The organism is Streptomyces sp. Alt3 (genome assembly GCF_030719215.1).
GTDB lineage: Bacteria > Actinomycetota > Actinomycetes > Streptomycetales > Streptomycetaceae > Streptomyces > Streptomyces glycanivorans.
In genome coordinates, this window is record NZ_CP120983.1 from 816,505 (window position 1) to 843,292 (window position 26,788).

The following is a 26,788-nucleotide window of genomic DNA, read 5'->3' on the forward strand; positions in this document are numbered from 1 at the left end:
AGTGCGCGCTCAGGAGGCCGCGGCCGCATGCTCCGGCATGCGTCCGCGGCCTCCGGGGTGCCGGTGGCGCCACACCCAGAAGACCGTGCAGGAGACGAGCGCCCAGCCCGCCAGCACCAGGAAGGGGAAGGCGTACTGGTGGCCCTGGTAGTAGACCGCCGTGTGCTGGGCGTTGACCGACGCTCCGGGCGGCAGCCACCGCCCGATGTGCCCGAGCGCCGAGGGCAGCAGCGGCCAGGACACCGCTCCGCCCGACGACGGATTGCCCAGCAGCACCATGAGCCCCCAGGTGGGGATCATCGCCCAGCGCCCCATGATGGTGTTGAACATGGTGAAGACCATGCCCGAGGCGAACATCGTGAACGCCAGGATCAGCCAGGACTCGACGAACGGCAGGTCCAGCGCGCCGATCAGCCAGTCCACCACCGCGGCGATCGCGAAGCCGCCCAGCAGGGCGTAGGCGATGGTGAAGCCGATCCGCTCGAGCGGGTCGAGCGCCCGGGCGTGCACGCTCAGCTGGATGGCTCCGACGAATCCGATGATGACTGCGGCCAGCGAGATGTAGAAGAGCGCCAGCCCGCGGGGGTCGCCCTTCTGAAGCGGTTTGACGTCCGTGATCGTCACGGGAACTCCGGTGGCCTTCGCGACCTTCGCGCCCGTCTCGGCGAGCAGCTGCGCGACCGTGGCCCCGCCGGCCCCGGCGATGTCCATGGCCACCCCGGCCTTCGCCGGCCGCACGGTCACGAAGACCTTCTGCTCCTCCATGGCTTGGCGCGCGGCGCCCCGGGACGCGTACGGGTGCAGCTGGAGGGAGGCGTCGAGAGCCTTCTCCATCCCCGCGATGAACTCCGTCCCGCCCCGGTCCCCCACGCCGTCGACCACGGCGGCGGGGATCCTGCGCGGCGTCGGGTCGGCCATCGTGTAGGTGTACGAGCCGGCGAAGAGCCCGGCCGCGGCGGCGAGGATGAAGACCAGCACGAGGGCGGGGACGTACGGCGACTGCTTGTACGAGGCCCACTTCTCGGCCCGCGTCGGAGGCCTGCCGTGCGCACCGTGCGCGGGAGGCTCGGCGGCCCCCTCGTCGGCGCTCACGTGTCGTCACCGCCGTCGTGCCGGGCGCGGCTGGGCTGGACGCGTTTCGGCTCGCCGGGCATCTTCGGGTACTCCGGCGGATAGGGAAGGTCGCCGAGCTCGTGCTCGTGCTCGTCCCGACGGGCCAGCTCCAGCAGCCGGTCGAGCCGGAAGGCGTGGTCGTCCATGTCGGCGTGCAGGTCGCCGACCTCCGCGTAGCGCGCCGGCATGGTCCGGAGGTCGAAGTCGCGGGGCTCGGCGTCGTCGATCTCCTCCCAGCGCAACGGCGCGGACACGGGGGCGTGCGGGAAGGGACGTACGGAGTAGGCGGAGGCGATGGTGCGGTCGCGGGCCGTCTGGTTGTAGTCGACGAAGATCCGCTCGCCCCGTTCCTCCTTCCACCAGGCGGTGGTCACCCGGTCGGGCATCCGGCGCTCCAGCTCCCGCCCCACCGCGATGGCCGAGCGTCTGACCTGGGTGAACGTCCACTCCGGGACGAGCGGGACGAAGACGTGGATCCCACGCCCGCCGGAGGTCTTGGGCCAGCCGCGCAGGCCGTGGTCGTCCAGGACCGCGCGCAGTTCGTGGGCCGCCCTCACCGCATCGGCGTAATCGGTGCCGGGCTGCGGGTCGAGGTCGATGCGCAGCTCGTCGGGGTGGTCCGTGTCCGCCCTGCGCACCGGCCAGGGGTGGAAGGTCAGCGTGCCCAGGTTCGCCGCCCAGAGGACGGCCCCCAGTTCGGTGGGGCACATCTCGTCGGCGTGCCGGCCGCTGGGGAACTCGATCCTGGCGGTGGGGGTCCAGTCGGGGAGGTTCTTCGGGGCCCGCTTCTGGTAGAAGAAGTCGCCCTCGACCCCGTCGACGAAGCGCTGGAGCGTGGTGGGCCGTTCCCGCAGGGCCCGGAGGATGCCCGGCCCCACGGCCTGGAAGTAGTCGGCCACGTCCTTCTTCGTGTAGCCCTTCTCCGGGAAGTACACCTTGTCCGGGTTGGACAGCCGCACGGCCCGTCCGTCCACGTCCAGCTCCACCGCTGCTCCACTGCCCATGTCGGCCACCGTAGGCCGGGCCCACATACGCCGCATATCGGGAGGACGTGCCGCGTGCGGTGGGTGAGAATCGGGACCATGGACCTGCCGGTGATGCCGCCCGTGAAGCCGATGCTCGCCAAGTCCGTCTCCGCGATTCCCCCCGGGATGCAGTACGAGGCGAAGTGGGACGGATTCCGGGCGGTCGTGCACCGTGACGGCGACGAGGTGGTGATCGGCAGCCGGACGGGCAAACCCCTCACCCGCTACTTCCCCGAGGTGGTCACCGCGGTGCTGGAGAACCTTCCCCGGCGCTGTGTGATCGACGGTGAGATCGTCCTGCCGTACGACGGGCGGCTGGACTTCGACCGGCTGAGCGAGCGCATCCATCCGGCCGAATCCCGGGTGCGGACGCTGGCCGGGCGGACCCCGGCGAGTTTCGTCGCCTTCGACGTCCTCGCCCTGGACGACACGTCCCTGCTGGCCGTTCCGCAGACCGAGCGGCGCAGGATCCTGGAGGAGGCACTGGCGGATGCCTCCGCTCCCGTCCATCTCGCCCCGTCCACCACCGACCCGGCCCTCGCGCGGGAGTGGTTCGAGCGTTACGAGGGAGCGGGGCTCGACGGGGTGGTCGCCAAACCGCTCGATCTGCCGTACCGGCCGGATGCCCGGGTGATGTACAAGATCAAGCACGAGCGGACCGCCGACTGCGTGGTGGCGGGCTACCGCTTCCACAGGAGCGGCCCCGTGGTGGGCTCGCTGCTGCTCGGTCTGTACGACTCCGGGGGCGCCCTGCAGCACGTGGGGGTGTGTGCCGCCTTCTCGATGAAGCGACGCGCCGAACTCGTCGAGGAACTGGACCCGTTGCGCGTCGAGCCGGCGGACCATCCGTGGGCCGCCTGGGCGGACGCGGCGGCGCACGAGGGGTCACGGCTGCCGGGCGCTCCGAGCCGGTGGTCGGGCAAGAAGGACCTGTCGTGGGTGGCCCTCGCGCCGGAGCGGGTCTGCGAGGTGGCGTACGACCACATGGAGGGTGACCGTTTCCGCCACACCACCCAGTTCCGCCGCTGGCGGCCGGACCGCACTCCCTCCGGCTGCACCTACGCGCAGCTGGAGGAAGTGGTGCGCTACGACCTGGCCGAGGTGCTGAGCGCCCGCTGACCCGTCATGCGGTGGGGGTGGGGCAGGGCTCACCGGTGGGGTCCGCCGGGTCGGGCGTCTCCGCCGGGTCGGTGGGGCAGCCGGGGTCGGTGGTCCCGGGCTCCGGGTCGGGGGACGTGGTCGGGTCGGGCGTCGTGGTCGGGTCCGGAGTGGTGGTCGGGTCGGGCGTCGTGGTGGGGTCCGGTGTCGGGGTGGGCTCGGTGGGACCGCTGTCCGTCGGGTCGGGGCTCGGGGATCCGCCGGGGCCCGGGCTGCCGGAGTCCGTCGGCGTGGGGGTGACCGTGGGTGAGGTGGACGGGCGCGGGGTGCCGCCGGGCTGCGGGCCGACGATGATGCCGCCGCCGCCCTTGCCGGGATCGCCAGGACTGCCGGGGCCTCCGACCGGGGCCTTCGGCTCGTGGGGGCCGCCCGCTCCGGGGCTCTTCGGGACGACGCCCTTGCCGTCGGGGACGGCGTGGGTGCCCTTGCGGTAGAACTCCAGCCAGGACAGGACGGTACGCAGATAGGTGTCGGAGTGGTTGTAGCTGAGGACCGCCCTGTCCAGGTCCGCGCGTGCCGAGAGGTCGCGGGTCCCCGCGCAGAGGTAGTGGCCTGCGGCGAGAGCCGCGTCCGCGATGTTGCCGGGGTCCTTGCGCCCGTCGCCGTTGGCGTCCCTGCCCCAGTGCGCCCAGGTGGAGGGGATGAACTGCATGGGCCCGACGGCACGGTCGTACCGGGTGTCGCCGTCGTACGCCCCGCCGTCGGTGTCGGGGATGTTCGCGAAGCCGGCTCCGTCGAGGACGGGGCCGAGGATCGGGGTGAGCGTGGTCCCGGCGGCGTCCACCCGCCCCCCGCTCGCGTGGCCGGACTCCACCTTCCCGATCGCGGCGAGCAACTGCCAGGGGAGGTTGCATCCGGGGTCGCTCCGGCCGAGGGCGCTCTCCGCGGCACGGTAGGCGGCCAGGACGGTGGTGGGGATGCCCTCTTCGGCCCAGGTCTGCACGACCGCGGGGCCGGGCTTCTTCCCGCTCCGCAGGCTCTTGGGCGGCTCCGGTGACCGCAGGGGCGGAAGCTCGGTGTGGTAGCTGTCGTCGTTCGGCACCTCGGTCCACACGACGTCGTCCGCCGCCACGTTCTTCATGTCGTCGCCGGCGCCGCCCACGAGCCCGGGGGCCTGGGACGCGGTGAGAGCCGCCATGGCGGCCACCGCGGTGGCCGTCCCGGTGAGCCCGCGGCGCATCGTTCCGTTGAACCTCATGTGTCCTCCCTCTCCTGGGTCATCGCGCGAAGGTGTCGATGGCCGCGATCCGCCAGGCGTCACCGCGGCGCACGGCGTCCACGGCGAACATGGCGGCCGCGTAGGTGGTCTCCTCCTCCTTGCCGGTGCGGGTGTTGCTCTGGTCGGCGAAGACCAGCAGCCGGGCCCGGTCGCCGTCGAGCAGTTCGACGCCGCTCTCGGTGACGGTCGTGGTGAGCACCAGCTTCTGCTTCGGCGCCTGCGCGCGTACCTCGGCGAGCATGTCCTTGTGCTGCTGGACCGCCTTGCCGGTCAGGTACTTCTGCGCGGCCAGGTCCGACTTCCCCGGCGACGCGTACGTGTACGAGAAGACGGCACCCACGGCCTCGGATATCTGGCCCTTGACCTCGCTCGTCCGGCTGATGTCGGTGAGGGCGGTGTTCTGCCGCGTGGGGTCCTCCCGGAGCGTCGCGGCGGAGGTGAACGCCCAGGCCGCGAAGGCGCCGAGGAGCACGGTGGCCGCGCAGAGCACGGCGGGGAGCCGGATGCGCAGGCGCGGAAGCCTGCCGAGGGCACGTCCCTTCCCTGCCGGCTCGTCGGAGGCGTCGGCCTTCGCTTCGGTCCCGGTCCCGGGGTCGGTCCCGGTCCCGGGGTCGGTCCCGGTCCCGGGGTCGGGGTCGGGGTCCTCAGGAGGCTGGTGGGCGTGAGCGGCCCCGGCCGGCCCAGCCGCTCCGGTGGCCGGTTCCGGGGCCGCGGTGGTGCGCGGCGGTGCGCTCGTCGCGGTGACGGTGGCGAGCCTGCGGCGGCGGTTGACGAGGTGTCGGGTCGTCGACATGTCGGTGGTCCTCTCGAAGGGCGGTGCGTCGGGGCGGGGTTCAGCCGGCGGTGTTGCCGACCGGGGCCTGGCCGAGGGCGCTGAGCTTCCACCCCTCGGAGGTGCGGGTGAGCTGCCCCAGCATCCGGCTCTCCTTGACCGCGGGCTTGCCCTCCGGGGCCGTCACGGTGACCCTGAGCGCCACCATCACCCCCGCCTTGCCGGCCCGGTCGTCGAGCTCCGTCACCGCGCCCGACAGGATCTCGGCGGTGCTGACGGTCCCGGCCGCCTCGATCTGCTTGACGAACGCGTCCCTTCCGTCGACCAGTTGCTCGTGGAGGTCGCCGGTGGTCGACTCCTCCCAGCTGTCGAGCCCCTTCTCCACCTTCGCGTGGTCGAGCGTGTTCATGTTCTGCACGGCCTGCTCCCCCGCGGCCAACGCGTCGTCGCGGGCCTCGGCGTAGGCCGCCGAGTCGTCGTGCGCCACGTCGTAACGCTCCCAGCCGCCCCAGCCCGCCGCCCCGGCCGCCGCGACCGCCAGCACGATCGCCGCCACCACCAGCGGATTCCTCGTCGTCCGTACCCGTGCCATTGGTGCCTCTCCCCTACCTGGAGGTGATGTCGACGATGATCCAGCGGTCGCCGCGCAGTTCCGCCGTCACCGAGAGCTGGGCGGCGGCCGTGGTGGCTGCCTTGCCTTCGCGCTCGTAGACCTGGTCGAGGAACACGAGCAGGCGGGCGCTGCGGGTGCCGAGCCGCGTGACCCCGGCGCGTACGGCCTGCGAGGTGAGCGTGAGCTTCTGGTCGGCCGCCTGCTTCTCGACCTGGCCGAACAGTGCCGCGTACTGCTGGAGGGCCTCGCCCGCCAGCAGCCGCTTCGCCGATTCCTTGGTGGCGGCGGTGCTGCGGGGGTTGTACGAGAAGACCTTGGCCAGGGCGCTGCTGACGTCGCCCACGACCCGGTTGGTCTCGGCGGTGTCGGTCAGCGCGCGGTTCGAGGTCGCCGGGGTGTCGCGCAGTTGCTGTCCCTCGGCGAAGAGGACGGCGCCGGCGGCCAGCAGGGCGACGGCCAGGGCCGCCGCGACGACGCGGCGCCAGGGCGCCCGGCCGGGCGTGGCGGGCTCGGGGATCGTGCCGGCGTCTTCGTCGCCCGCCTCCGTGTCCGGGTCCGTCTTCGGGGAGGTGTCCTGGACCGTGGTCCCTCCGGGCTGTGTCATCCGCCGCTCCCGACCGGTATCGCGTCCAGTGCCTTGATCTTCCAGCCGTCCCCGGTACGGGCCAGGGTCGCCTCGAAGCGTTTGCGCTCGGTTCCGCCCTTGCCGGTGCGCGGGGTGACGGCGACGTCCACGGTGGCGATCAGCACCGCCGTCCCGGCCCGGTCGTCGAGCGCCGTGAGGGCCGCGTCGGTGACCTTGCCGCGAGCGGTCGCACCTGCCTCGGTGAGCTCGGCGGTGTCCTTCTTCCGGGTGCTCTCCAGCTGCGCGTGCAGCGGGCCCGTGGAGGCGGCGAGCCAGGCCGTCAGCCCGGACTTCACGCTCGCCGCGCTCGTGCCGTCCATGCTGTTCAGCCGCGCGAGGTGGCTCCTGCCGTCGGCGGTCGCTGCGTCACGCGCCTTGGCGTACGCCAGGGTGTCGTCGCCGCGCGCCTGCGCGTAGGACCAGCCGCCGAGTGCGCAGACCAGCAGGGCCCCGAGCATGACGGCCCATCCGCCAAGATTCCTGGTACGGGCGTTCACTCGCCACCTCCCAGGCCGAGCAGCCCCGCCATGCCGTCGGCCGGGCGTTCGGCGCCCGTGGCGGCACCGAGGGCTCCGGGGAGTCCGGATCCCTCCATGCCGGCGATCAGCGAGCCGGGCTTCGCGGGCGTCGGCACACCGCCGCCGTCAGGGGCGTTGCCGCTGCCGCGTACGTTGATGCCGCTGCCGGGCGAGGAGGCGCAGCGGGCCCCGGTGTTCGCCGCCGGTGCCTCGGAGAGGTCCTTGCCGGGGCGGTAGGTGGTGGCGCCGTAGCCGGAGGTACAGGGCAGTGGCTCGAAGAAGGTGACGGACATCCCGAACCGGGCGCCTCCGTCCTCGTCGATGATGCTCGCCCCGGCCGCGGCGACCGCGGGTACCTTCACCAGCAGTTCCTCCAGGCCCCGTTGCCGGGTGACGGCGACCTCCGAGGTGGTGAGGAGGTTGGCGACGACGACTCCGAAACCGGGTTCGAGGTCGCGCAGGAGTCCGCTGATCTGGGCGGTGGCACCGGGCGCCGCCGCGATCAGCCGGCGCAGGTCGGCGTCGGAACCCTTCAGTTCCGCGGCGAGTTCCTCGGCCCCTGAGGCGAATCCCTTGAGCGCCTCGCCCTGTTCGGCCTGGGTGCGCAGGACGGTCTCGCCGTCCGCCATCAGCCTGGTGGTGGTCGGCAGGGCCTGGTCGGCGGCGTCGACGAACTCGCTGCCGGTGTCCAGCAGTACCTGGAGGTCGTCCCCGCGTCCCTCGAACGCGGCGCCGAACTCCTCGACGACGGTGCGCAGGTCTTCGGTGTCGACGGAGGCGGTCAGGTCGTTGACGCTGGTGAGGACGTCGGTGACGGGTGGGGGGACGGTGGTGTCGGCCTGGTCGATGACCGAGCCGTTCTCCAGGAACGGGCCGTCCTTGCGGGTCGGCCGCAGGTCGACGTACTGCTCGCCGACCGCGGAGAGGCTGGCGACGACGGCTTCCAGGCTGTCGGGGATGCGCGGCGCGTCGTTCTCGATGCGCAGCTCCGCCTCGACCCCCTCGTCGGTGAGTTCGATCGGACCGACCCGGCCGACGGAGACACCCCGGTAGGTGACGTTGGAGTGGGTGAAGAGGCCTCCGGTCTGCGGCAGCTGGATCTTGACGGTGTAGTAGCCGCGCAGTCCGACGTAGTGGCCGAGGTCGGCGTAGCGGGCGCCCAGGTATCCGAGGACGAGGACCGCGATGACCAGGAAGGCGATGTTCTTGAGCCGGGTGGCGAGGGTGATCATCAGGAGGTGCCCTCCGTGCCGGATGCGGTGACCGAGGGGAGCGGCAGGGGCAGCGACGAGCCGGACCTCTGCGTGGTGCCGGCCTCCGGCTCGGTGAGGGCGGGGATGATCTGCGTGCCGGGCACGGCGGTCACGTCCAGGTAGACGTTGAGGTAGTCGCCCTTCACCCCGCGCAGCACCTCGTCCGTGAACGGGTAGGTGAGCAGCACCTGAAGGGAGTCGGGGAGGTCCTTCCCGGAGTCGGCGAGGGCCGTGAGGGTGGGGGCGAGGGCCTTGAGGTCGGCGATCATGTCCGCCTTGCTCCTGTTGACCGTGTCGACGGCGACGGTGGAGAGCGTGTCCAGCGAGCGCAGCATGGTGAGCAGCGATCCGCGCTGCTTCTCCAGTACCTTCAGGCCCGGGCTGAGGCCGGTGAGCACGGTTCCCACGTCCTGTTTGCGGGTGGCGAGTGTGGCGGCGAGCCGGTTGACGCCGTCGAGCGCGTCGGTGATGTCCTCCTTGTGGGTGTCCAGGTCGGTGACCAGGGTGTCGACGCGGCTCAGCATCGAGCGGATCTGGGGTTCCTGTCCGGCGAGTGCCTTGTTCAGCTCGGTGGTGATGGTCTTCAGCTGGGCGATGCCGCCGCCGTTGAGGAGCATGGAGAGGGCGCCGAAGACCTCTTCGACCTCGGGGTTGCGGTTGGTCCGGACGAGCGGGATGCGGTCGCCGTCGGACAGCGTGCCCTTCGCCGTTCCGTCGGCGGGCGGTGAGAGCTGGACGTACTTCTCGCCGAGGAGGCTGGACTGTTCGAGGTGGGCGTAGGCGTTCGCGGGCATCTGTATCTTCCCGTTGACGCGCATGGTCACCTTGGCGGTCCAGCTGCCCGGGGTCAGGGAGATCCTGGTGACCCGCCCCACGGCAACGTCGTTGACCTTGACGGAGGACTGCGGGGCGAGGCTGAGGACGTCCCCGAACTCGGCGGTGATCTCGTACGGGTGGTCGCCGAGGTCCGCCCCTCCGGGCAGCGGCATCTGGTCGATGCCCGAGAACGACGGCAGGCCGGTGGTCGTGGCGACGAGCGCGAAGCAGACGCCGGCGGCCACCAGGGCTCCGAGGCCCGCGACCGCGCGGGTGCCGGGTCTGCGCAGGGCGGGGGTCATCGGTCCGCCTCCTTCTTCTCGCCCGTACCGGTCCCCTTCGTGGTCCCGGTGTCCTCGGGGGTGCCGTAGACGGTGCCGACGGCGGGCAGCGGCAGGACGGGCAGTGCCTTCTGCCGGGTGGTGTCCACCGGGGCGAGTCCCTGGAGGCCGGCGGTCGCGGCCGCGGGTTCGGTGAGCGGGCCGCCCATGGACAGCTCGTTGAGGTTCGTGCGCCCGTTGAGGGTGCGGTTCGCCGGGTCGTAGGCGTTGAGCACGTTGCCCGCCGCGAGCGGCAGTGTGTCGAGCGACTCGGCGAGTGAGGCACGCCGGTCGACGAGGGTCTGGGTGAGCGGCACCAGGAGGTCCACGTTCTTCTTGAGAGCGCCCCGGTTCTTCTGGATGAAGGTCTTCACCTGTCCGAGTGCGGTGCCCAGCTCCTTCAGGGCCGCGCTGAGGTTCTCCTTGTCGTCGGCGAGGAAACCGGTGACGGTGTTGAGCTGTTGCTCCGCGGCCCGCACGTCGCCGTCCTTCTCCTTGAGCATGGTGGTGAAGGTCTGCAGGTAGGACAGCGTGTCGAAGAGGTTGCCGCTGGACTTGTCGAGGGTCTTCGTCGCCTTGCCGAACTGCTCGATGGAGTCCCCGATGGCCTCGCCGTTGCCCTTGAGGTTCTCGGAACCGGTCTCCAGGAGTCCGGCGAGGGCACCGTCGGCGTTGGCACCGTCGGGGCCGAGTGCCGTGGAGATCTCCGTGATCGACTCGTAGAGCTGGTCCACCTCGATGGGCGTGGCGTTGTTCGCCGCGGGGAGGACGGCTCCGCCCTCCAGCCGTGCTCCCCCGGTGTAGGCGGGTGCGAGCTGGACGTACCGGTCGGCCACGAGGCTGGGTGCGACGACGACGGCGTGCGCGTCCGCGGGGACGTCGACGCCCTTGTCGAGCCGCAGGGTGACGCGGACCTCCTCGCCGCGTGGTGCCACCGATTCGACGGTGCCCACCTTCACCCCGAGGATCCGCAGGTCGGACCCGGGGTAGACACCGGTTGCCCGGTCGAAGTAGGCGGTGACGGTGGTGCCGTCCTGGTCCATGGCGCTCACGCCCGAACCGACGGCCACGGCCACGACCGCGAGTCCGGCGCCGATGCCGATGATGCGGATGCGGATGCGTCTCATGTCAGCGGCCCCCCTGCTTCGGCGGCATGCAGTCGTTCGCCGGAGGTGTGTCCTTCGGCAGGTAGGTCTTCGGGACGACTCCGCACACGTAGTTGTCGAACCACCGCCCGTTGCCGAGGGTGTTGCCGACGAGACGGTTGTAGGTGCCCGCCATGGAGAGCACCTTGTCGAGGCTCTTGCGGTTCTTCACCAGGACGGTGGTGACCCGTCCCAGGGAGTCGAGGGTGGGCTTCAGCTGCTTGTCGTTGTCGGCGACGAGGCCGGTGAGCTGGGTGCCCAGGTCGCGGGTGCCGGTGAGCAGCAGGTGGATGGAGTCGCGGCGGGCCTGGATCTCGCCGAGGAGCAGGTTGCCGTCCTCCAGCAGGGTCTCGAAGCTGCTCTTCTTCGTGGCGAGCGTCTTCGTGAGCTGCTTGCTGCCCCTGAGGAGGGTGGCGAGCTGCGCGTCGCGCTCGGAGACCGTCCGGGACAGGGCGGAGAGGCCTTCCGCGGCGCTGCGCACGTCGGGCGGCGAGTCCTTGAAGGTGTCCGAGATGGTCTCGAAGCTCTGGGCGAGCTGGGCCGTGTCGATCTCGTCGATGGTCTCACCGAGTCCGTTGAACGCCTGGGTGACGTCGTACGGGGAGGTCGTCCGGCTCGACGTGATGCGGGAGTCCGGGTCCTGCGGAGCGTCGCCGAGGGGGTCGACCGCCAGGTACTTCTCGCCCAGGAGGGTCTTGACGGCGATGCCGACGGTGGAGGAGTCACCGATCCAGGCGTCCTTCACCTTGAAGTCGACCTTCACCTCGGCGCCGTCGAGCGAGACACCGGTGACCTCTCCGACCTTCACCCCTGCGATCCGGACCTCGTCGCCGGCGTCGAGTCCGGCGGACTCGGTGAAGTCGGCACTGTAGGCGGTCCCTCCTCCGATGAACGGCAGGGCGTCGGCCCGGTAGGCGGCGAGGCCCACGAGGGCCAGGACGACGAGGCCGATGACGCCCAGGGCGACGGGGTTGCGTTCCCCTACGGGCTTGATCCTCATCCCGTGCACCTCGATCCGCCGATCGTGATGCCGGTGGGCGGCGCGCTGCCGTCCTCGGTGGTCACCCCGGTGACCTTCGCCTCGCACAGGTAGAGGTTGAGCCAGGAGCCGTACGAGGTGAGGCGGGTGATGGCCTCCATCTTGGCGGGGGTCTTCTCCAGGAAGCTCTCGATCTGCGGGGCGCCCTCGTCGAGCTGTCCGCTGAGCCGTCCGAGTTGCGCGATGTCCTTCTTGAGGGGTGCGCGGCCGTCCTGGAGGAGGTCCGCGGTGACGGTGGTGAGGGCGCCCATCGCGGTGACCGCGTCGCCGAGCGGCTTGCGGTCGCCGGAGAAGCCCTTGACGAGTTTCTCGAGGGTGACGACGAGGTCGTCGAAGCCCGCCTCCCGGTCGTTGACGGTCTTGAGAACCGTGTTGAGGTTCTTGATCACCTCACCGATCACCTTGTCCTTGGCCGCGACGGTGCCGGTCAGCGATCCGACGTGGGAGAGGATGCTGTCGACTGTGCCGCCCTCTCCTTGGAGGACCTGCACGATGGAGCCGGCGAGCTGGTTGACGTCCGGCGGGGAGAGCCCTTCGAAGAGCGGCTGGAAGCCGTTGAAGAGCTGGGTGAGGTCGAGTGCGGGGGTGGTGCGCGAGAGCGGGATCGTCGCCCCGGACCTGAAGGTCGCCCCCACGGTCCCGACGCCCTGGTCGAGGTCGACGTAGCGCTGGCCGACCATGTTGAGGTACTTGATCGACGCGGTCACCGAGGCCGGGAGCTTGCGGCCCTTGCGGACGGCGAAGCCGACCTCGGCCTCCCGCCGGTCGGCGACCTCGATGGACTCCACCTGACCGACCTTGACGCCCGCGATCCTGACGCTGTCGCCGACGACCAGCCCGGTGGCGTCGGTGAACCTCGCCTTGTACGAGGTGGTGTCGCCGATGCCGGTGTCGGCGATGGACAGGGCGAGGACGGTGGTGGCCAGCGCGGTCACCACGACGAAGACGAGGGATTTGACGAGCGGTCCCGCGAGGGAGCGGCGCTTCACTTGAGCTTCACCTCCGCACCGCGGAACGCCGGACCGATGAGCACGCTGCTCCAGTCGGGCAGGGACTGCGGCTGGACCTTGAGTGAGGGTGCGACGAGTTCGTTGACGAGCCGGCTCTCCTCGGGGGAGTTCGGCATGCCGAGCGCGCTGTCGGCGGCGGGTGCTTCCACCGCGTCCGTGCCGCCGGCGCCTTCCGTGCCTCCGGCGCCGGGTGCCGGTGCGGATGCCTTGCGCGCGTCGGCGGTCGGGACGGTTCTGCCGGTGTAGGGCACCGAGTAGCAGTGCGGGCCGCCGGTCGCGTCGTAGACCGGGGTGTCCTTGCCGGCGACGTACTTGCCCTTGGACTCCACGGCCTCGACGGTGACGTGGAGCCCCGGCGCGTCGGTGCCCTTGCCGAGCACCTTGTCCATGGCGGGGACGAACCCGGCCATGGTGCGCAGGGTGCAGGGGAAGGCGTCGGAGTACTCCGCGAGGAGCTCCAGGGTGGGGCGGCCGGAGGCCGAGAGACGGATGAGGTTGTCCTTGTTCTTCCGCAGGAAGGCGGTGACGTCGTTGGCCGAGGCGGTGGTGGATCCGTACAGGTCCGCGAGTTCCGCCTGCTGTTCGGCGATCGTGCCGCTGGTGGTGGTGAAGTCGGTGAGCGCGTCCAGGACGTCCGGCGCCGCGTCCGCGTAGAGGTGGCTGACCTTGACGAGCTCCTTGATGTCCGCGTTGAGCGTGGGGAGTTGCGGGTTGAACTCCTTGAGGTGGGCGTCGAGGGTGACCAGGGTGTCGCCGAGCTTGTCACCGCGTCCTTCGAGCGCCTGGGACACGGCGTTGAGTGTGGCGGCGAGCTTCTCCGGCTTTACCGCGGTCAGCATCGGCAGGACGTTGTCGAGGACCTCCTCCAGCTCGATGGCGTTGCTGGAGCGGTCCTGCGGGATCACCGCCCCGGCCCGCAGGGTCTCGGCGGAGGGGACGGCCGGCGGCACGAGGGCGACGAACCGTTCCCCGAAGAGGGTGGTGGGCAGCATCTGTGCGGTGACGTCGGCCGGGATCTGCCCGAGCCGGTCCGGCTCGATGGCCAGGGTGAGCCTGGCCCCGTCACCGTCGGACGCGATGTGGCGCACCTCGCCGATCACCACACCGCGCAGCTTGACCTCGGCGTTGTCGTGCATCTCGTTGCCGACGCTCCCGGTCCGTACGGTCACGGTGGCGTCGTCGGTGAAGTCCTTCTCGTACACCGAGACCGACACCCACACGAGGACGGCGGGCACGAGCACGAAGGCCACGCCGGCGAGTCTGCGGCGCGCCGTCTGCGCCGTGGAGGAGGACATCAGCCGGCCACCTTCACCGTTGTCGTCGCGCCCCAGATGGCGAGCGAGAGGAAGAAGTCGGTGACGCTGATGAGCACGATGGCGTTGCGCACCGACCGGCCGACGGCCACACCCACTCCGGCGGGGCCGCCGGTGGCGTGGAAGCCGTAGTAGCAGTGGGCGAGGATCACCAGCACGCTGAAGATCAGCACCTTGAGCACCGACAGCAGCACGTCGTCCGGGGAGAGGAAGAGATTGAAGTAGTGGTCGTAGGTGCCCGCCGACTGCCCGTTGAACAGGACGGTGATCCAGCGGGACGCCAGGTAGGAGGAGAGCAGCCCGATCGCGTACAGGGGGATGATGGCGACGACGCCGGCGATGATCCGTGTGGTGACGAGGTAGGGCATGGAGCGCACGCCCATCGCTTCGAGGGCGTCGACCTCCTCGTTGATCCGCATCGCGCCGAGCTGGGCGGTGAAACCCGCGCCCACGGTCGCGGAGAGCGCGAGTCCGGCGACGAGCGGGGCGATCTCCCGGGTGTTGAAGTAGGCGGAGATGAAGCCGGTGAAGGCGGAGGTGCCGATCTGGTCGAGGGCGGCGTAGCCCTGGAGGCCGACGACCGAGCCGGTGGCGAGGGTCATCGCGATCATCACGCCGATGGTCCCGCCGATGACCCCGAGGCCGCCGCTGCCGAAGGCGACCTCGGCGAGCAGCCTCTGCACCTCCTTGAGGTAGCGGCGCAGGGTCCGGGGTATCCAGACGAGGGCCCTTACGTAGAAGGTGAGTTGCTCACCGGAGCGGTCGAGCCAGCCGAGCACGGACATCGCTCAGCCCCCCTTCGGGGGGACGATCTGGAGGTAGATCGCCGTGAGGACCATGTTCACCGCGAACAGCAGCATGAAGGTGATGACCACGGACTGGTTGACCGCGTCGCCCACTCCCTTGGGTCCGCCCCGGGGGTTGAGCCCGCGGTAGGAGGCGACGATGCCGGCGATGAAGCCGAAGATCAGCGCCTTGAGTTCACCGACGTAGAGGTCGGGCAGCTGGGCGAGGGCGGAGAAGCTGGCGAGGTAGGCGCCGGGGGTCCCGCCCTGCATGATCACGTTGAAGAAGTAGCCGCCGAGCGTGCCGACGACGGACACCAGCCCGTTGAGCAGGACCGCGACGAACATGGTGGCCAGGACCCGTGGGACGACGAGGCGCTGGACGGGCGAGACTCCCATGACCTCCATGGCGTCCAGCTCCTCGCGGATCTTGCGGGAGCCCAGGTCGGCGCAGATCGCCGATCCGGCCGCCCCGGCGATCAGCAGGGCCACGATGAGCGGGCTGGCCTGCTGGATGACGGCGAGGACGCTGGCGCCGCCCGTGAAGGACTGGGCACCGAGCTGCTCGGTGAGCGAGCCGACCTGGAGGGCGATGACCGCGCCGAACGGGATGGAGACGAGCGCCGCGGGCAGGATGGTCACGCTCGCGACGAACCAGAACTGCTCGATGAACTCCCGTACCTGGAACGGCCGGCGGAAGACGGCGCGGACGACCGCCAGGGCGAGCGCGAACAGCTGACCCGTCTGACGGAGGGGTGCCAGGAGCCGCGAGGGCGGCTTCCGGCCCGACATCCGAGGGGCCTTCTCCGTGGCGGGCTCCGCCGGCGGCCGTACGGGCAGTGGTGCCGTCATCGGCGCCCACCGTCCAAGGTCGGCGTGTAGCTGTTCATGATGGCCGTACGGGCGGCCTCCGGCAGCTGGCCCATCATCGAGACGACCCGCTCCCGGCGGCGCAGGGCCGCCTGCCGTACGGGCATGCCCGGGGAGGGCTCCAGCTGCGGCACCACGGTGCGAGGCCCCGCACCGTAGCCGTTGCCGTTCGTCCGCTCCGCGGCGAGGGTGGCCGCGTCCTTCTCCTCCGACATCCCGATGGGGCCTTCTCGGCGTCCGGCGAGGAACTGGGAGACCACGGGCATGTCGCTGGTGAGCAGCACCTCACGGGGGCCGAAGGTGACGAGGTTGCGGCAGAAGAGCATGCCCATGTTGTCGGGCACGGTGGCCGCGATGTCGAGGTTGTGGGTGACGATGAGCATCGTCGCGTCGATCTGCGCGTTGAGATCGATGAGGAGCTGCGAGAGGTAGGCGGTGCGTACGGGGTCGAGACCGGAGTCGGGCTCGTCGCAGAGGATGATCTGCGGGTCCAGGACGAGGGCGCGGGCCAGGCCGGCCCTCTTGCGCATACCGCCGGATATCTCACCCGGCAGCTTTCCCTCGGCGCCGAGCAGACCGACGATGTCGATCCGCTCCATGACGATGCGCCGGATCTCGGACTCCTTCTTGCGGGTGTGTTCACGCAAGGGGAAGGCGATGTTGTCGAAGAGCGACATCGAGCCGAAGAGGGCGCCGTCCTGGAACATGAGGCCGAAGAGTTTGCGGGTCTCCATGATGTCCCGCTCAGGACTGTTCACCATGTCGACGCCGTTGATGAGCACGCGGCCCTTTTCCGGCTTCAGCAGTCCGATGATGGATTTCAGGAAGACGGTCTTCCCGGTGCCGGAAGGACCGAGCATGACGCTCACCTCACCGGCAGGCAGGGTGAGGCTGACGTCCTGCCAGATGTTCTGCTTGCCGAAGGATTTCGTCAGGCCTTCGACGACTACTTCGATTCCCATCGGCCCTCCCTCGAAGTGGTGGTGAACGACGTCATCTGTCTGCGCTCCGGCTCCGGTACATGCAAGGACGGCTCGTCACCCGTGCACCAGGAGGCGCACGGTATGTCCGTCGAATCCGCCAGGACAAGCCGTTGAACAGCGGGGATCGCCGGATATGGATCTCGCTGCGGATCACTTGTCACCGAATGACAAACCCGCTCGGCGGCTTTGTCGGAATCTGCGCAAGCTCTCCGGGTGCACCGGGGTCCCGCGGCCCGGCGGGCCGGAGCCGCCAAGGCCTCGGCCACCGGGAGATCCCGCCCCGGCGGGAGGGTTCGGGTCCGGAGGAACTCCCGGAGGAATCCCCGGTCAAGGGGGCTCGACCAGGACTCCGCGTACGTCGAACAAGCAGGTACGGACGTGTTTCCGAGCTGCTCAAGCGGGACGCTACGGGCCGGTAACCTAAGTCCGCAATAGCGCTTCACGAACTTTCTCCGAGGTAATTGCGGGGCTCGGTTTTCTTGTTCCCAGGTGAGTAATCGAGGCGTGAAACCTATCGAAAAGTGAGGGCCCGCGGACCGGACCGCCGGCCTCCGGGACGATCACCGGACACGCCGAAGCCCGCCCCGACCAGGGTGCATTCGGTCGGGGCGGGCTCATGGACGGCCGGGGGCCGGGCGCATCAAGTGACAAGAAACGGAATGCGCTGCCGGTCCCGCTCCGGCGGCTGTCCCACCGTCGGCCACGCGGTCGCGCTTCCGCGGCTACTTGACCGCGGAGTGCCAGCTCTCGGCGAGTTCCTTGCCGGCGTTGGGCACGGACAGACCCGGGGCCGTGAGGCCGGCCGTGTAGGTCTTGGCGTCGTTCAGGACGAGGTTGTTCGAGCCGGCCGCGGCGGGCAGGCCGACCTTGAGGTCGAGGGCCCAGCTGAGGATGCCGCCGAGACCGCAGCCGCTCGCCTTCGGCACGGAGAACTGGCTGTCGCCCTGGGCGGCGCCGGAGAGGGCGATCTGGATCATCGACCCCTCGTCCGGGTTCGCCGAGCCGTCGCCGTTGAACCTGGCGGCGGAGAAGCTGGGCGCGCTGAGGTTGCCGGGGCGCAGGAGCACCGGGTTGCTGCTGCTGCCGATGTAGCAGTTGGAGCCGAGCAGCGGGTTCTCCAGGCGGATCTTGACGGGCAGTTTGACGATCGGCCCGGAGGATATGCCCGCGACCAGGCTGAATTCGGTCGGCGTGCCGGCCGACTCCACCGTGGCGGTCACCTTGTTCAGGGTGGCGTTGGTGATCTGTCCGCAGACGGCCGAGACCACGGGGATGTTGCTGGGGCACATGATGCCGAGCAGCCCGCCGGGGATGGTGGTCTTCCCGCTGATGATGGATCCGGCCGCGGGCGGGACGACCGTGTAGGTCCCCTCGGCCGGGTGCTGGATGACACCGAACTGCAGGTTCGTCGAGCCGGTCGTCGCCTCGGTGTTGCCCAGCTTGATCGTCCCGCTGGGCGAGGTGGACGTCACGCACAGCGCGACGTCCGTGTCGCCGTCCGTGGCGAGCATGGCCGGGGCATCCACCGGACAGCGGTCGAAGGGGGCCCAGGAACCGTTCAGCTGGGCGGCGGCCGTGGCTGCGCCGGCCGGTGTGGCGGTCAGGGGCATGACCAGAGCGGCGGACGCGGCGACGGCGCCGGCGGCCTTGATCCAGGTCTTGGAGGCAGGTCTCATCGTTCCCTCAATTCGATAGCGGCTCGGGCAACTGCTTTGCTGGGTACGGCGGTGGAGTCAGCGGGACGCCTCAGGGACGTCCAGTGGTTCGTACGCGTCGGTGCAGACGGCATCCTCGGCACCCGGCACGTGCTGCGCGGCGGCGCAGGGGGCTCCCTGCACCTGCTTGACGTAGCCGGGCACACCCGACAGCGACGCGGTGAAGAGGTTGTCGAGGTCCTCGTCGGTGCCGCAGCCGCTGAACGGGGGGATGGTCACCGATCCGGTCAGCTCACCGCCCTCGGCCAGGGTGTAGCCGTCCAGGACGTTGTCCTTCCACGTCCCCAGGCCGGCCAGGCCGAGCTTGAACGGCCGGCTCGTGCGGCAGTTGTCCCCCACGTCCAGGGGAACGCCGTTGACCTTGACGTCGTAGAGCCTGAGCATGAAATCGAGGGTGACGTCCGTGCGGTTCTTGCTGGTCACGCCCTCGATGGCCAGGTCGGAGTGGATGTTCTCGATCCGGGTGCCGTCGGGTTTTGTGCCCGTGGGGATCTGTGTCATCTCCAGCGTGGCCGTCGTCGGCATGAAGCCGAAGGTCAGGAACGTCCCCGTGGTGGGCGGGAGCTGTGGTTTCCCCTGGTAGTCCAGGTCGATGGTCGAGTTCTGCAGGAAGTGCAGGATGCCGTCGATGAACTGGATCTCCTGGAAGCCCTGCGTGATCCGGGCGCAGGCCAGGGGAAACTTGTTGGCACCGTCGAGCTTCGTGACATTGGCGTACCCGGTCACGTAGGCGACCATGTTGGTGTCGTCGCCGGGATCGCCGACGCACGGAGGCGCGTCCGTGGCCGCGGGCGGGGCGGCCTTGGCTCCGATCTCGGGCGCGCCCTCGTCCGGGCCGGTTTCCCCCTTCTCGCCGGGCCAGGTCTCGGAAGGGGTCGGTTCCGCTTCCTGACCCTCACCGTCCTCTCCCTGGACGCCCACCACCGCCAGGGACCTCTCCTGCCCCGGGTCCGGGACACAGTCGACCGTCAGCCTCGCCGGTTCGGCGGGGACACCATCGGCCTTCTCGGTGGTGAGTTCGAGTGTGAGGGCCGACGCCTCGAACACCAGGTCGCCCGAGGCCCCGGGTTTCACGTACGGAACACTCCCCGATGTGCTCAGCAGGAGATCCCCGGCTTCAGGCACCGGCGTCGGCTCCGCCGTGGTGCCCACCCACTCGGCCCGCGCCTTCCCGTCGTTCTGGGACACGTCGACGGCAAGTCGCGTCTCGGCGCTCACCCGCGCCGCCCCTTCCTCGGCCGGGTCTGCCGACGCGCCCTCGGGCAGGGCCAGGTCCAGGACCACTCCTTCGGCCTGTATCGCCTGTCCGGGCTGGGCGGACCCGGGAAGCTCGGCCGTGATCCCGACCTTCACCGGCTGCTCACCTGCCGGGAAATCGCAGGTGTAGGACAGCTCCGCGTCGATCTCCTGGACACCGGATGCGGCCTGCGCACCGGGGATCATCCCTCCCAGCAGCACCGCGGTGGCCACCGCGGCACCGCGCGCCGTGCGCCGCCGTGCGCCTTTCATACGACTGCCTCCCACTGACGATGTCCCCCTCGGACGGACGATGTGCCCCACGGCGGCGGACCCACCGACGCCGCCTGCTCACGCGCAGGGACCTGAGGCCGGATCAAGAGGTGTACACGATGCTCGGCGCGGCCGTACCGCCGATCGGGGTGACCACCGAGTAGGTGGCCGTATAGGTCCAGTCGGAGCCCACCGCCATGAGTCCGGAGCACCCGGCGGTGGCTGTCCCGACGGTCAGCTTGCGCGTGGCGTCGGTGCTGACCGCCAGCTTGCCGGTGGAGTTGGTGTAGGTGACGGCGAGCCGGCCCGACGCCGTCGCGGTGCAGGTGAGCACACTCATCCGCAGGCGCACGCCGGAGATGTGACCGGTGGTGACGCCGGCGCTGTAGGTGTTCGCGGCGAGTGTCCAGGGAAGGGTCTCGGCGGTGGGGGTCACGGGCCCGAACGGGTGGGTGCAGCCGGCCCAGACCAGCGAGGTGATGGTGCCGACCTGCACGTTCTCGGCTCCCGAGGCCGACCCCAGAGTGCCCCTCATCGTGGATGACGTACAGCTCAGCGGAACGCCGCTCATGACGAACAGGGGGTCGTACGCCACCGCGGAGAACGTCTCCGGTGAGACGGGTCCGACGGTCCAGGCCGGATCGGCGGCTCCCGCCGTGGCGGCCGGGACCGCGAAGGCGACGGACGCGAGGGCAGCACCGGCCGTCGTCGCGAGCTTCTTGAGAGACCTGCGCACAGCTGGGCTCCTCGGGTTCGAGAACGGATGTGCGTTGCCCGGGCCCCGGCACCGGAACGCGTCCGCCGGCCGTCGCCTCCACGTCGGTGTCCGCTCGGGCTGAGGGACACGGGGATCGCACGGCGGGCGGGCCCGCCGTGCGATCCCCGTTCACCCGCTACCGGCGTGTGGCCGGATCAGGGGGTGTAGACGATGGTCGGCTTGGTGGTGCCGCCGCTCGGGGTGACAGCGGTGTAACTGGCGCTGTAGGTCGGGTTGTTGCCCACAGCCGCGATGCCCGTGCAACCGGAGGTGACGGTCGCGACGGTCAGCTTGTAGGTGGCGTTGTTGCTGACCGCCAGCTTGCCCGTGGAGTTGGTGTAGGTGACGGCGGCATCGCCCGTCACGGTGAAGGTGCAGGTAAGAACCTTCAGGGTGGCCTTGATCCCGCTGATGTAGCCGTTGGTGACACCCGCGCTGTAGGTGTTCGCGTTCAGCTTCCAGGCGGTGGTCGTGTCGGCGGTGGGGGTCACCGCGCCGAACGGGCTGGTGCAGCCGCTCCACGTCAGCGGAGCGATCGTCCCGACGGTCACGTTGGTCGTGCCGGCGGCCGACGCCAGGTTGCCCTGGGCCGCGGACGACGTACACGTCATCGGGATGCCGTTGAGGGTGAGGGTGACGGTACCGGCCGTGGCCGAGAACGTCTCCGGGGAGCTGGGGCCGACGGTCCAGGTCGGAGCGGCCACGCCGGCGGTGGCGGTGGTGGCTCCGAGGGTGACGGCAGCCGCGGCGGCGCCGGCCGTGAGTGCGATCTTTCTGAGGGTGTTGCGCACAGTGAGTTCCTCCGATTCGGCAGTGCGGGCGCACTGTTGCGGGGAAGGCACCCGAATTCCTGCAAAGGTGCAGGGAGTGCCGCGAAGAATCGTGTTACGTGGGGGCCGTGCTGCTCTTTCAGCCACACACGTTCTGTGACAGGGCGTGACGTTACTTGCGGGAAACTTGGAGCACAATGGCGGCGGTCAAGATTGGTGACGCGAGTTCAATTACTCGTCCGTACGTCACTAATTCGTCCGCCGAACTTGTCACTTGGTGCGCAGAATTCGAGGAAGATCGGCGTCCGACCTGGATCTTCGCGCCCCCGAAGCACGTCCGGGGCCCCGCCTCGGGGCGGATCCGACCGCACCTCCGGGCGGTCGGCCGCAGGCGTGGGCAGGCACACGGAAACGCATCACCGGGACCCCCCGGGGTCACTTATGCGCCGCGGATCGCGGCTACGGCCGAAAACATTGTCCGGAAGTGAGCAGTTACCGCCCCACCTGCACCGCAACCCCATAAGACGGCCACGATGTGTGCCCCCTGCACGTCGATCTTGTCCAGGCGGTGTGCACCCCGCCCGACTTGGTCTATCTTCGGCGCCGATGTTGGTATACACCTATCGGTCCGTGGGAGCGCTTTCCCGAATCGCCTCACCCACACCAGGCACCGTTGAGCGAGGGGACGGTCATGCCGAGACTCATCCAGCCGCTGGACACCGGCGATCCACTGGGGCCCCTCCCCCAGGAGTTCGCCGCGATCATGCGCCCCGAACTGCCTTCCCTGATAAAGGAGATAGGCGTCGAGGTCACCAGGGCGTATCCGGAGTACGCCCGTCTGCTCGGCGGGCCCAACGGCCAGGCGATCCGCGTGGGCGTGGAGCAGAGCCTGGCCGCGTTCGTCGACCTGGTGGCGGAGCCCACCTCCGCCACGCCACTGCGTGACGACATATGCCGGCGGTTCGGACGCTTCGAGGCCTACGAGGGCCGCACGATGGAGACGCTCCAGGGCGCCTACCGGCTCGGCGCCCGGGTCGCACTGCGCCGCGCCAAGAAGGTCGGCCGGCGGTACAACTTCTCGCCCTCCCTGATGCTGAGCTTCGCCGACGCGCTGTTCGCGTACGTCGACGAGCTCGAAGCCCTCTCCCGTGAGGGCTTCCTGGAGGTGCAGTCACGGTCCGGAGAGCAGAGCGAGACCATGCGCCGGCAGTTGCTGCACCTGGTCCTGGCGGGCCGCCCCGTCCCGCGCAGCGCCATCGCCGAACTCTGCGAGCAGACCGGCTGGACGCTGCCCGAACAGGTGACACTCGTCGCCGTACGCGCCCCGGCCGGTCTCGACAGGATCAGCGCGGACCACGACGTCCTGATCGATCCCGGCGACCCGCAGCCGCACCTGCTCATTCCAGGGCCGGTGGACGAGGCACGCCGGGAGATGCTGGACCGGACGATCCCCGGTGGTGGCGCGGCGATCGGGCTGACCGTGCCGACCGCCCGCGCCTCCGACTCCATCCGCTGGGCGCGCCGCGTTCTCGAACTGGTCGACACCGGGGTGATCGAGGACGCGCCCTTCATCCGTTGCGAGGACCACCTCATCACCCTGTGGCTCCTCTCGGATCCCGCCCTGCTCGACCAGCTCGCCACGCGTGAACTCGCCCCCGTCTCCGCCATCAGCACCACACGCCGGGAGCGGCTGATCGAGACCCTGCGGATCTGGCTCGACACCCGGGGCACCGCCGCGCAGATGGGCGAGCTCCTGGACGTGCACCCGCAGACGGTGCGCTACCGGATGCGCAGTCTGGAGGCCATCTTCGGTGCCCAGCTGACAGATCCCGAGAGCCGCTTCTCCACCGAAGCCGTGCTGCGTGCGATGCAGTTACGGGCCCGAAGCGGCAAAACCCTCAACTGAGGGCCCATCACACACAGCACACCAAGTCAACTTACTGCCAGGTAACGCGAAATAGACGGTCAGTCCCAAACGGTTGCGACACGGAGACGTTCTCAACGAGAAACCAGGAACTGCGTCCCGTTACATAAGGAGGAGCTGCGGCCCACCGGCCGTGGCGGAGCAACACCTCCTGGCCAACCATCCGAGAGGGAACCCCCCATGACCGCCTCGCACCTCCTCGTTCCCGTGCCGATCCCCGACCGGGTCGCCGCGCTGATCGGCGCCTGCACCCCGTCGCACATCCTGGAGGCGGAGTTCGACGCCGACTGCGCCGCCCGTGAGGTCCGCAGGTTCCGGGGGCCGAGGCTCGGCATCGAGGACCAGGCCGACCGCGAGCAGGCGCTGTCCGAGCTCGCCTGGGCCAACAAGGTGCTGTCCGCCCGCCACCCGCAGCTCGCGGTCCGTCCGAACAGCGCCTGGTGACGCTTCTTGCGCTGCGACGACGGCCGCCTTACCTTACCCAGAAGTAAGTTTACTCTGGAGTAAGGATTTGGCGTGGCCGACAACAGCAGCGGCAACCTCACCGACGAACTGTCCGGGCTCGACTTCGCCGCCGTATCCCCGGAGGACTTCGCGCGGATCGTGAAGGGGCTGTCCGCCGAGCAGCTCGGCGAGGTGATGCACGGCGACCTGCGCACACGGGTGCTGAGCGAGGTGTTCGGGCGGATGCGGCAGCAGTTCCGCCCGGAGGCGGCCGGCTGAAAGCCCTGATCCGCTGGAAGATCACCGGCGAGAACGAGGAGGTCTACGAGACCTCCATAGCCGACGGCGCCTGCACGGTGAGCGCGGGCCGCTCCGACGCCGAGCCCCGGACGACGCTGGTGATGGGCGACGCCGAATTCCTCAAGCTGGTCTCCGGCAACGGCAATCCCGTGACGATGTTCATGATGCGCAGGCTGAAGGTCGTGGGCGACGTCGGCCTGGCCTCGGGCCTGACCCGCTACTTCGACATCCCGAAGGCCTGAGCCCATGAGCTACTTCTCCCTCGCCCTGACCGAGGAACAGCAGGACCTGCGCCACTGGGTGCACGGCTTCGCCGCCCAGGTGGTGCGCCCCGCGGCGGCCGAGTGGGACGCCCGGGAGGAGACCCCGTGGCCGGTGATCCAGGAGGCGGCGAGGATCGGCCTGTACGGATTCGAGTCGCTCGCCGACATGTACGGCGACCCGAGCGGGCTTTCCCTCCAGATAGCCAACGAGGAGCTCTTCTGGGGTGATGCCGGGATCGGCATGGCCCTGTTCGGCACCTCGCTCGCGGTTGCCGGGATCTTCGCCTCCGGCACCCCGGACCAGCTCGCCGAGTGGGTCCCGCAGTGCTACGGCGACGAGGACGACCCGAAGGTGGCCGCCTTCTGCGTCTCCGAGCCGCAGGCCGGCTCCGACGTCTCGGCGATGGCCACCAGGGCCCGCTACGACGAGGCCAGGGACGAGTGGGTGCTCTCCGGTCAGAAGGCGTGGATCACGAACGGCGGGATCGCCGAGATCCATGTGGTGGTCGCCTCGGTCGACGCCGCGCTCGGAGCCCGCGGGCAGGCCGCGTTCATCGTGCCGCCCGGGACGAAGGGCCTGGCGGCGGGCCGCACCATCAAGAAGCTCGGCCTGCGCGCCTCACACACCGCGGACGTCTTCCTCGACGACGTACGCGTCCCGGGGCACTGTCTGCTGGGTGGGAAGGAGAAGCTGGACAGGCGGCTGGCCCGCGCCCGGGAGGGCGGCACCGCCAAGGGGCAGGCCGCCACGGCGACCTTCGAGGTGAGCCGCCCCACCGTGGGCGCACAGGCCCTGGGCATCGCCCGGGCGGCGTACGAGTACGCGCTGGAGTACGCCGGGGAGCGCGAGGCCTTCGGCAGGCCCATCATCGAGAACCAGTCGATCGCGTTCGCCCTCGCCGACATCCGCACGGAGATCGAGGCCGTACGCCTGTTGATCTGGCAGGCCGCCTGGATGGCCCGCAACGACCGGACCTTCGACGCCGGCCAGGGCTCCATGTCCAAACTCCGCGCGGGTGAACTGGCCGTCGCGGCAACGGAGAAGGCCGTCCAGATCCTCGGCGGCGCGGGCTACAGCCGTGAGCACCCGGTGGAGCGGATGTACCGGGACGCCAAGATCTACACGATTTTCGAGGGCACGAGCGAGATCCAGCGTCTGGTCATCTCCCGGGCCATCTCGGGGCGTCACATCCGCTGACGCTCCCGGAGCCCGCGGACGGCACATCCCCCGGAGCCGATGCGGCGGTCCACCGCACCGGCTCCCGCTCAGGCCCCTGCCGGGGTGAACCGCACCGGGAGCGCCGCCGGACCGCGGGTGAAGACGCCCTTCTCGACCGGCTGGAAGCCGTCGGCGAGACGCAGGTCCGGCATGGCGTCGAGCAGTTGGTTCACCCCGGTCTCGACCTCGGCCCGGGCCAGCAGCGCGCCCACGCAGAAGTGCCGGCCCAGCGCGAACGCCAGGTGGTCGGCCGCAGCCGAGAACGCCGTCGTGCTGGTCAGGTCGTCGCGGAACAGGTCGAAGGTGTCCGGGTCGGCGTAGCGGGCCTCGTCCCGGTTGGCCGAGCCGATGAGGCAGGTGACGGTGGCACCGGCCGGCACGGTGCCACCGGAGAGCTCCACCTCGCCCGCCGTCTGGCGCATGATCATGTGGACCGGCGGGGTGTAGCGCAGCGTCTCGGCGAAGGCGCGGTCGACGAGTGAGCGGTCCCGCTGCACGGCGGCGAGCTGCTCGGGGTGGGCCAGCAGGTTGGCGAAGACCGAGGCGATGGCCTTGTCGGTCGTCTCCCCACCGGCCGCGAGCAGCAGGCTGCAGAACGCCTTGATGTCCTCGTCGCTCATCCGTACGCCGTCGACCTCGGCGGCACAGAGCGCGGAGAGCAGGTCGTCCCCGGGCTCCTCCCTGCGCCGCTGGATCACCGGGATCATGTACTCGGCGAACTCCTGCCGGGTGCGCTCCCCCGCGGCCGTGACCGCGGGGTCGCCCGCCAGGTTGCCGAGGAAGGCGATGACATTGGTGTACCAGCCGTGGAAGCGCTGGTGGTCCTCCCTGTCCAGGCCCAGCATGTCGGCGATGACCAGGACGGGGAAGCGTGTCGCGAACGCCTCGACGAGGTCGGTCTCCCCGGTGTTCCGGAAGGCGTCGATGAGCTCACGGGCGTTCCGCTCGATGACGGGAAGGAACTTCTCCTGGAGGTCCGCGCCGCGGAAGGCCGGGGCGACCAGGGCCCGGCGCACCGCGTGTTCCCTGCCGCTGAGCTGGAGGATCGTCCGGCCGTGGACGGGCTCCAGCTGCCAGTCGTAGTTCTCGGTGGTGAACTCCTGGGCCCGGTCCTTGAAGACGCGCTCGACGTCCTCGTACCGGGAGACGAGGTAGCTGCCCGTGGGCTCGTGGTGGATGAGGGGGGCGCTCTCGCGCATCGTCCGGTAGGCCCCGTAGGGATCGGCGGCGAAGGCGGGCGAGAGAATGTCGGGCGGTGACGAAGCCTGGGACACGTGTGACTCCTGTGGGGCAGAGATCAGGATGCTTCA

The 26,788-nt window shown here is 70.1% G+C and carries 25 protein-coding genes and 1 pseudogene; 5 read left to right on the forward strand and 21 right to left on the reverse strand.

What is annotated here, in order from left to right; translation table 11 throughout:
* Positions 1 to 9: 9 nt before the first annotated feature.
* Together P8A20_RS03695 and ligD are read right to left on the reverse strand one after the other, a co-directional pair.
* On the reverse strand, positions 10 to 1,092 hold the full coding sequence (locus tag P8A20_RS03695) for an ABC-2 transporter permease (RefSeq protein WP_147961123.1): 1,083 nt from the start codon (positions 1,090 to 1,092) through the stop codon (positions 10 to 12).
* Positions 1,089 to 2,099 (reverse strand): non-homologous end-joining DNA ligase, encoded by a 1,011-nt coding sequence (gene ligD, locus P8A20_RS03700; protein WP_147961217.1) that lies wholly within the window; start codon positions 2,097 to 2,099, stop codon positions 1,089 to 1,091. Before ligD ends, P8A20_RS03695 begins: the two co-directional genes overlap by 4 nt.
* A 96-nt stretch (positions 2,100 to 2,195) precedes the next feature.
* Here ligD and P8A20_RS03705 point away from each other — a divergent pair, with 96 nt between their 5' ends.
* Complete coding sequence (locus P8A20_RS03705) at positions 2,196 to 3,257, forward strand: ATP-dependent DNA ligase (RefSeq protein ID WP_147961122.1); 1,062 nt, start codon at positions 2,196 to 2,198, stop codon at positions 3,255 to 3,257.
* A gap of 4 nt (positions 3,258 to 3,261) precedes the next feature.
* On the opposite strand, the gene P8A20_RS03710 is transcribed toward P8A20_RS03705, so the two are convergent.
* The 18 genes from P8A20_RS03710 to P8A20_RS03795 form a co-directional block, all read right to left on the reverse strand.
* The gene (locus P8A20_RS03710) at positions 3,262 to 4,494 is read right to left on the reverse strand and encodes a lytic transglycosylase domain-containing protein (RefSeq protein ID WP_306102841.1); all 1,233 of its coding nucleotides are present in this window, start codon (positions 4,492 to 4,494) and stop codon (positions 3,262 to 3,264) included.
* A 19-nt stretch (positions 4,495 to 4,513) separates the two neighbouring features.
* A complete protein-coding gene (locus P8A20_RS03715) occupies positions 4,514 to 5,308 on the reverse strand; it encodes a hypothetical protein (RefSeq protein ID WP_147961121.1) in 795 nt (264 codons plus the stop codon).
* Positions 5,309 to 5,348: 40 nt separating this feature from the next.
* Positions 5,349 to 5,879 carry an Rv1363c family protein gene (locus P8A20_RS03720; RefSeq protein ID WP_306102842.1) on the reverse strand — a complete coding sequence of 177 codons (531 nt, stop codon included), beginning with the start codon at positions 5,877 to 5,879 and terminating at the stop codon, positions 5,349 to 5,351.
* Between the two features lie 13 nt (positions 5,880 to 5,892).
* Complete coding sequence (locus tag P8A20_RS03725) at positions 5,893 to 6,504, reverse strand: hypothetical protein (RefSeq protein WP_306102843.1); 612 nt, start codon at positions 6,502 to 6,504, stop codon at positions 5,893 to 5,895.
* Complete coding sequence (locus P8A20_RS03730) at positions 6,501 to 7,022, reverse strand: hypothetical protein (protein ID WP_147961118.1); 522 nt, start codon at positions 7,020 to 7,022, stop codon at positions 6,501 to 6,503. Before P8A20_RS03730 ends, P8A20_RS03725 begins: the two co-directional genes overlap by 4 nt.
* On the reverse strand, positions 7,019 to 8,275 hold the full coding sequence (locus P8A20_RS03735) for an MCE family protein (RefSeq protein WP_306102844.1): 1,257 nt from the start codon (positions 8,273 to 8,275) through the stop codon (positions 7,019 to 7,021). The genes P8A20_RS03730 and P8A20_RS03735 overlap by 4 nt, the downstream gene beginning before the upstream one ends.
* Positions 8,275 to 9,414: an MCE family protein gene (locus P8A20_RS03740; RefSeq protein WP_147961116.1), complete on the reverse strand. Its 1,140-nt coding sequence runs from the start codon at positions 9,412 to 9,414 to the stop codon at positions 8,275 to 8,277. The genes P8A20_RS03735 and P8A20_RS03740 overlap by 1 nt, the downstream gene beginning before the upstream one ends.
* Positions 9,411 to 10,559, reverse strand: coding sequence for an MCE family protein (locus P8A20_RS03745; RefSeq protein ID WP_306102845.1), 1,149 nt, complete (start codon positions 10,557 to 10,559; stop codon positions 9,411 to 9,413). The genes P8A20_RS03740 and P8A20_RS03745 overlap by 4 nt, the downstream gene beginning before the upstream one ends.
* 1 nt (position 10,560) lies before the next feature.
* Positions 10,561 to 11,577 carry an MCE family protein gene (locus P8A20_RS03750; RefSeq protein ID WP_306102846.1) on the reverse strand — a complete coding sequence of 339 codons (1,017 nt, stop codon included), beginning with the start codon at positions 11,575 to 11,577 and terminating at the stop codon, positions 10,561 to 10,563.
* Positions 11,574 to 12,605: an MCE family protein gene (locus tag P8A20_RS03755; RefSeq protein WP_147961113.1), complete on the reverse strand. Its 1,032-nt coding sequence runs from the start codon at positions 12,603 to 12,605 to the stop codon at positions 11,574 to 11,576. Before P8A20_RS03755 ends, P8A20_RS03750 begins: the two co-directional genes overlap by 4 nt.
* Complete coding sequence (locus P8A20_RS03760) at positions 12,602 to 13,921, reverse strand: MCE family protein (protein ID WP_306102847.1); 1,320 nt, start codon at positions 13,919 to 13,921, stop codon at positions 12,602 to 12,604. The genes P8A20_RS03755 and P8A20_RS03760 overlap by 4 nt, the downstream gene beginning before the upstream one ends.
* Positions 13,921 to 14,724, reverse strand: a complete 804-nt coding sequence (locus P8A20_RS03765; protein WP_014152846.1) for an MlaE family ABC transporter permease — start codon at positions 14,722 to 14,724, stop codon at positions 13,921 to 13,923. Before P8A20_RS03765 ends, P8A20_RS03760 begins: the two co-directional genes overlap by 1 nt.
* A 3-nt stretch (positions 14,725 to 14,727) precedes the next feature.
* Positions 14,728 to 15,576 (reverse strand): MlaE family ABC transporter permease, encoded by an 849-nt coding sequence (locus P8A20_RS03770; RefSeq protein WP_147961111.1) that lies wholly within the window; start codon positions 15,574 to 15,576, stop codon positions 14,728 to 14,730.
* On the reverse strand, positions 15,573 to 16,556 hold the full coding sequence (locus P8A20_RS03775) for an ABC transporter ATP-binding protein (protein ID WP_147961110.1): 984 nt from the start codon (positions 16,554 to 16,556) through the stop codon (positions 15,573 to 15,575). The genes P8A20_RS03770 and P8A20_RS03775 overlap by 4 nt, the downstream gene beginning before the upstream one ends.
* A gap of 743 nt (positions 16,557 to 17,299) precedes the next feature.
* Complete coding sequence (locus tag P8A20_RS03780) at positions 17,300 to 18,253, reverse strand: hypothetical protein (protein WP_147961109.1); 954 nt, start codon at positions 18,251 to 18,253, stop codon at positions 17,300 to 17,302.
* Between the two features lie 57 nt (positions 18,254 to 18,310).
* On the reverse strand, positions 18,311 to 19,801 hold the full coding sequence (locus P8A20_RS03785; RefSeq protein WP_261988799.1) for a DUF6801 domain-containing protein: 1,491 nt from the start codon (positions 19,799 to 19,801) through the stop codon (positions 18,311 to 18,313).
* A 103-nt stretch (positions 19,802 to 19,904) separates the two neighbouring features.
* On the reverse strand, positions 19,905 to 20,537 hold the full coding sequence (locus tag P8A20_RS03790; protein WP_147961107.1) for a hypothetical protein: 633 nt from the start codon (positions 20,535 to 20,537) through the stop codon (positions 19,905 to 19,907).
* Between the two features lie 176 nt (positions 20,538 to 20,713).
* Complete coding sequence (locus P8A20_RS03795) at positions 20,714 to 21,349, reverse strand: hypothetical protein (RefSeq protein WP_147961106.1); 636 nt, start codon at positions 21,347 to 21,349, stop codon at positions 20,714 to 20,716.
* 670 nt (positions 21,350 to 22,019) lie between these two features.
* Between P8A20_RS03795 and P8A20_RS03800 the strand changes: the two genes are divergently transcribed.
* The 4 genes and pseudogenes from P8A20_RS03800 to P8A20_RS03815 all read left to right on the forward strand — a co-directional run bounded on the left by P8A20_RS03800 (position 22,020) and on the right by P8A20_RS03815 (position 25,457).
* Positions 22,020 to 23,234: a PucR family transcriptional regulator gene (locus P8A20_RS03800; protein WP_306102848.1), complete on the forward strand. Its 1,215-nt coding sequence runs from the start codon at positions 22,020 to 22,022 to the stop codon at positions 23,232 to 23,234.
* A 198-nt stretch (positions 23,235 to 23,432) separates the two neighbouring features.
* Positions 23,433 to 23,696 (forward strand): hypothetical protein, encoded by a 264-nt coding sequence (locus tag P8A20_RS03805; protein WP_147961104.1) that lies wholly within the window; start codon positions 23,433 to 23,435, stop codon positions 23,694 to 23,696.
* A gap of 72 nt (positions 23,697 to 23,768) precedes the next feature.
* Positions 23,769 to 24,238 (forward strand): annotated as a pseudogene (locus tag P8A20_RS03810) (SCP2 sterol-binding domain-containing protein).
* Between the two features lie 4 nt (positions 24,239 to 24,242).
* Positions 24,243 to 25,457: an acyl-CoA dehydrogenase family protein gene (locus P8A20_RS03815; protein ID WP_306102849.1), complete on the forward strand. Its 1,215-nt coding sequence runs from the start codon at positions 24,243 to 24,245 to the stop codon at positions 25,455 to 25,457.
* 68 nt (positions 25,458 to 25,525) lie between these two features.
* Here the strand turns inward: P8A20_RS03815 and P8A20_RS03820 are convergent, their stop codons facing one another.
* Complete coding sequence (locus tag P8A20_RS03820) at positions 25,526 to 26,752, reverse strand: cytochrome P450 (RefSeq protein ID WP_147961101.1); 1,227 nt, start codon at positions 26,750 to 26,752, stop codon at positions 25,526 to 25,528.
* Positions 26,753 to 26,788: the final 36 nt, after the last annotated feature.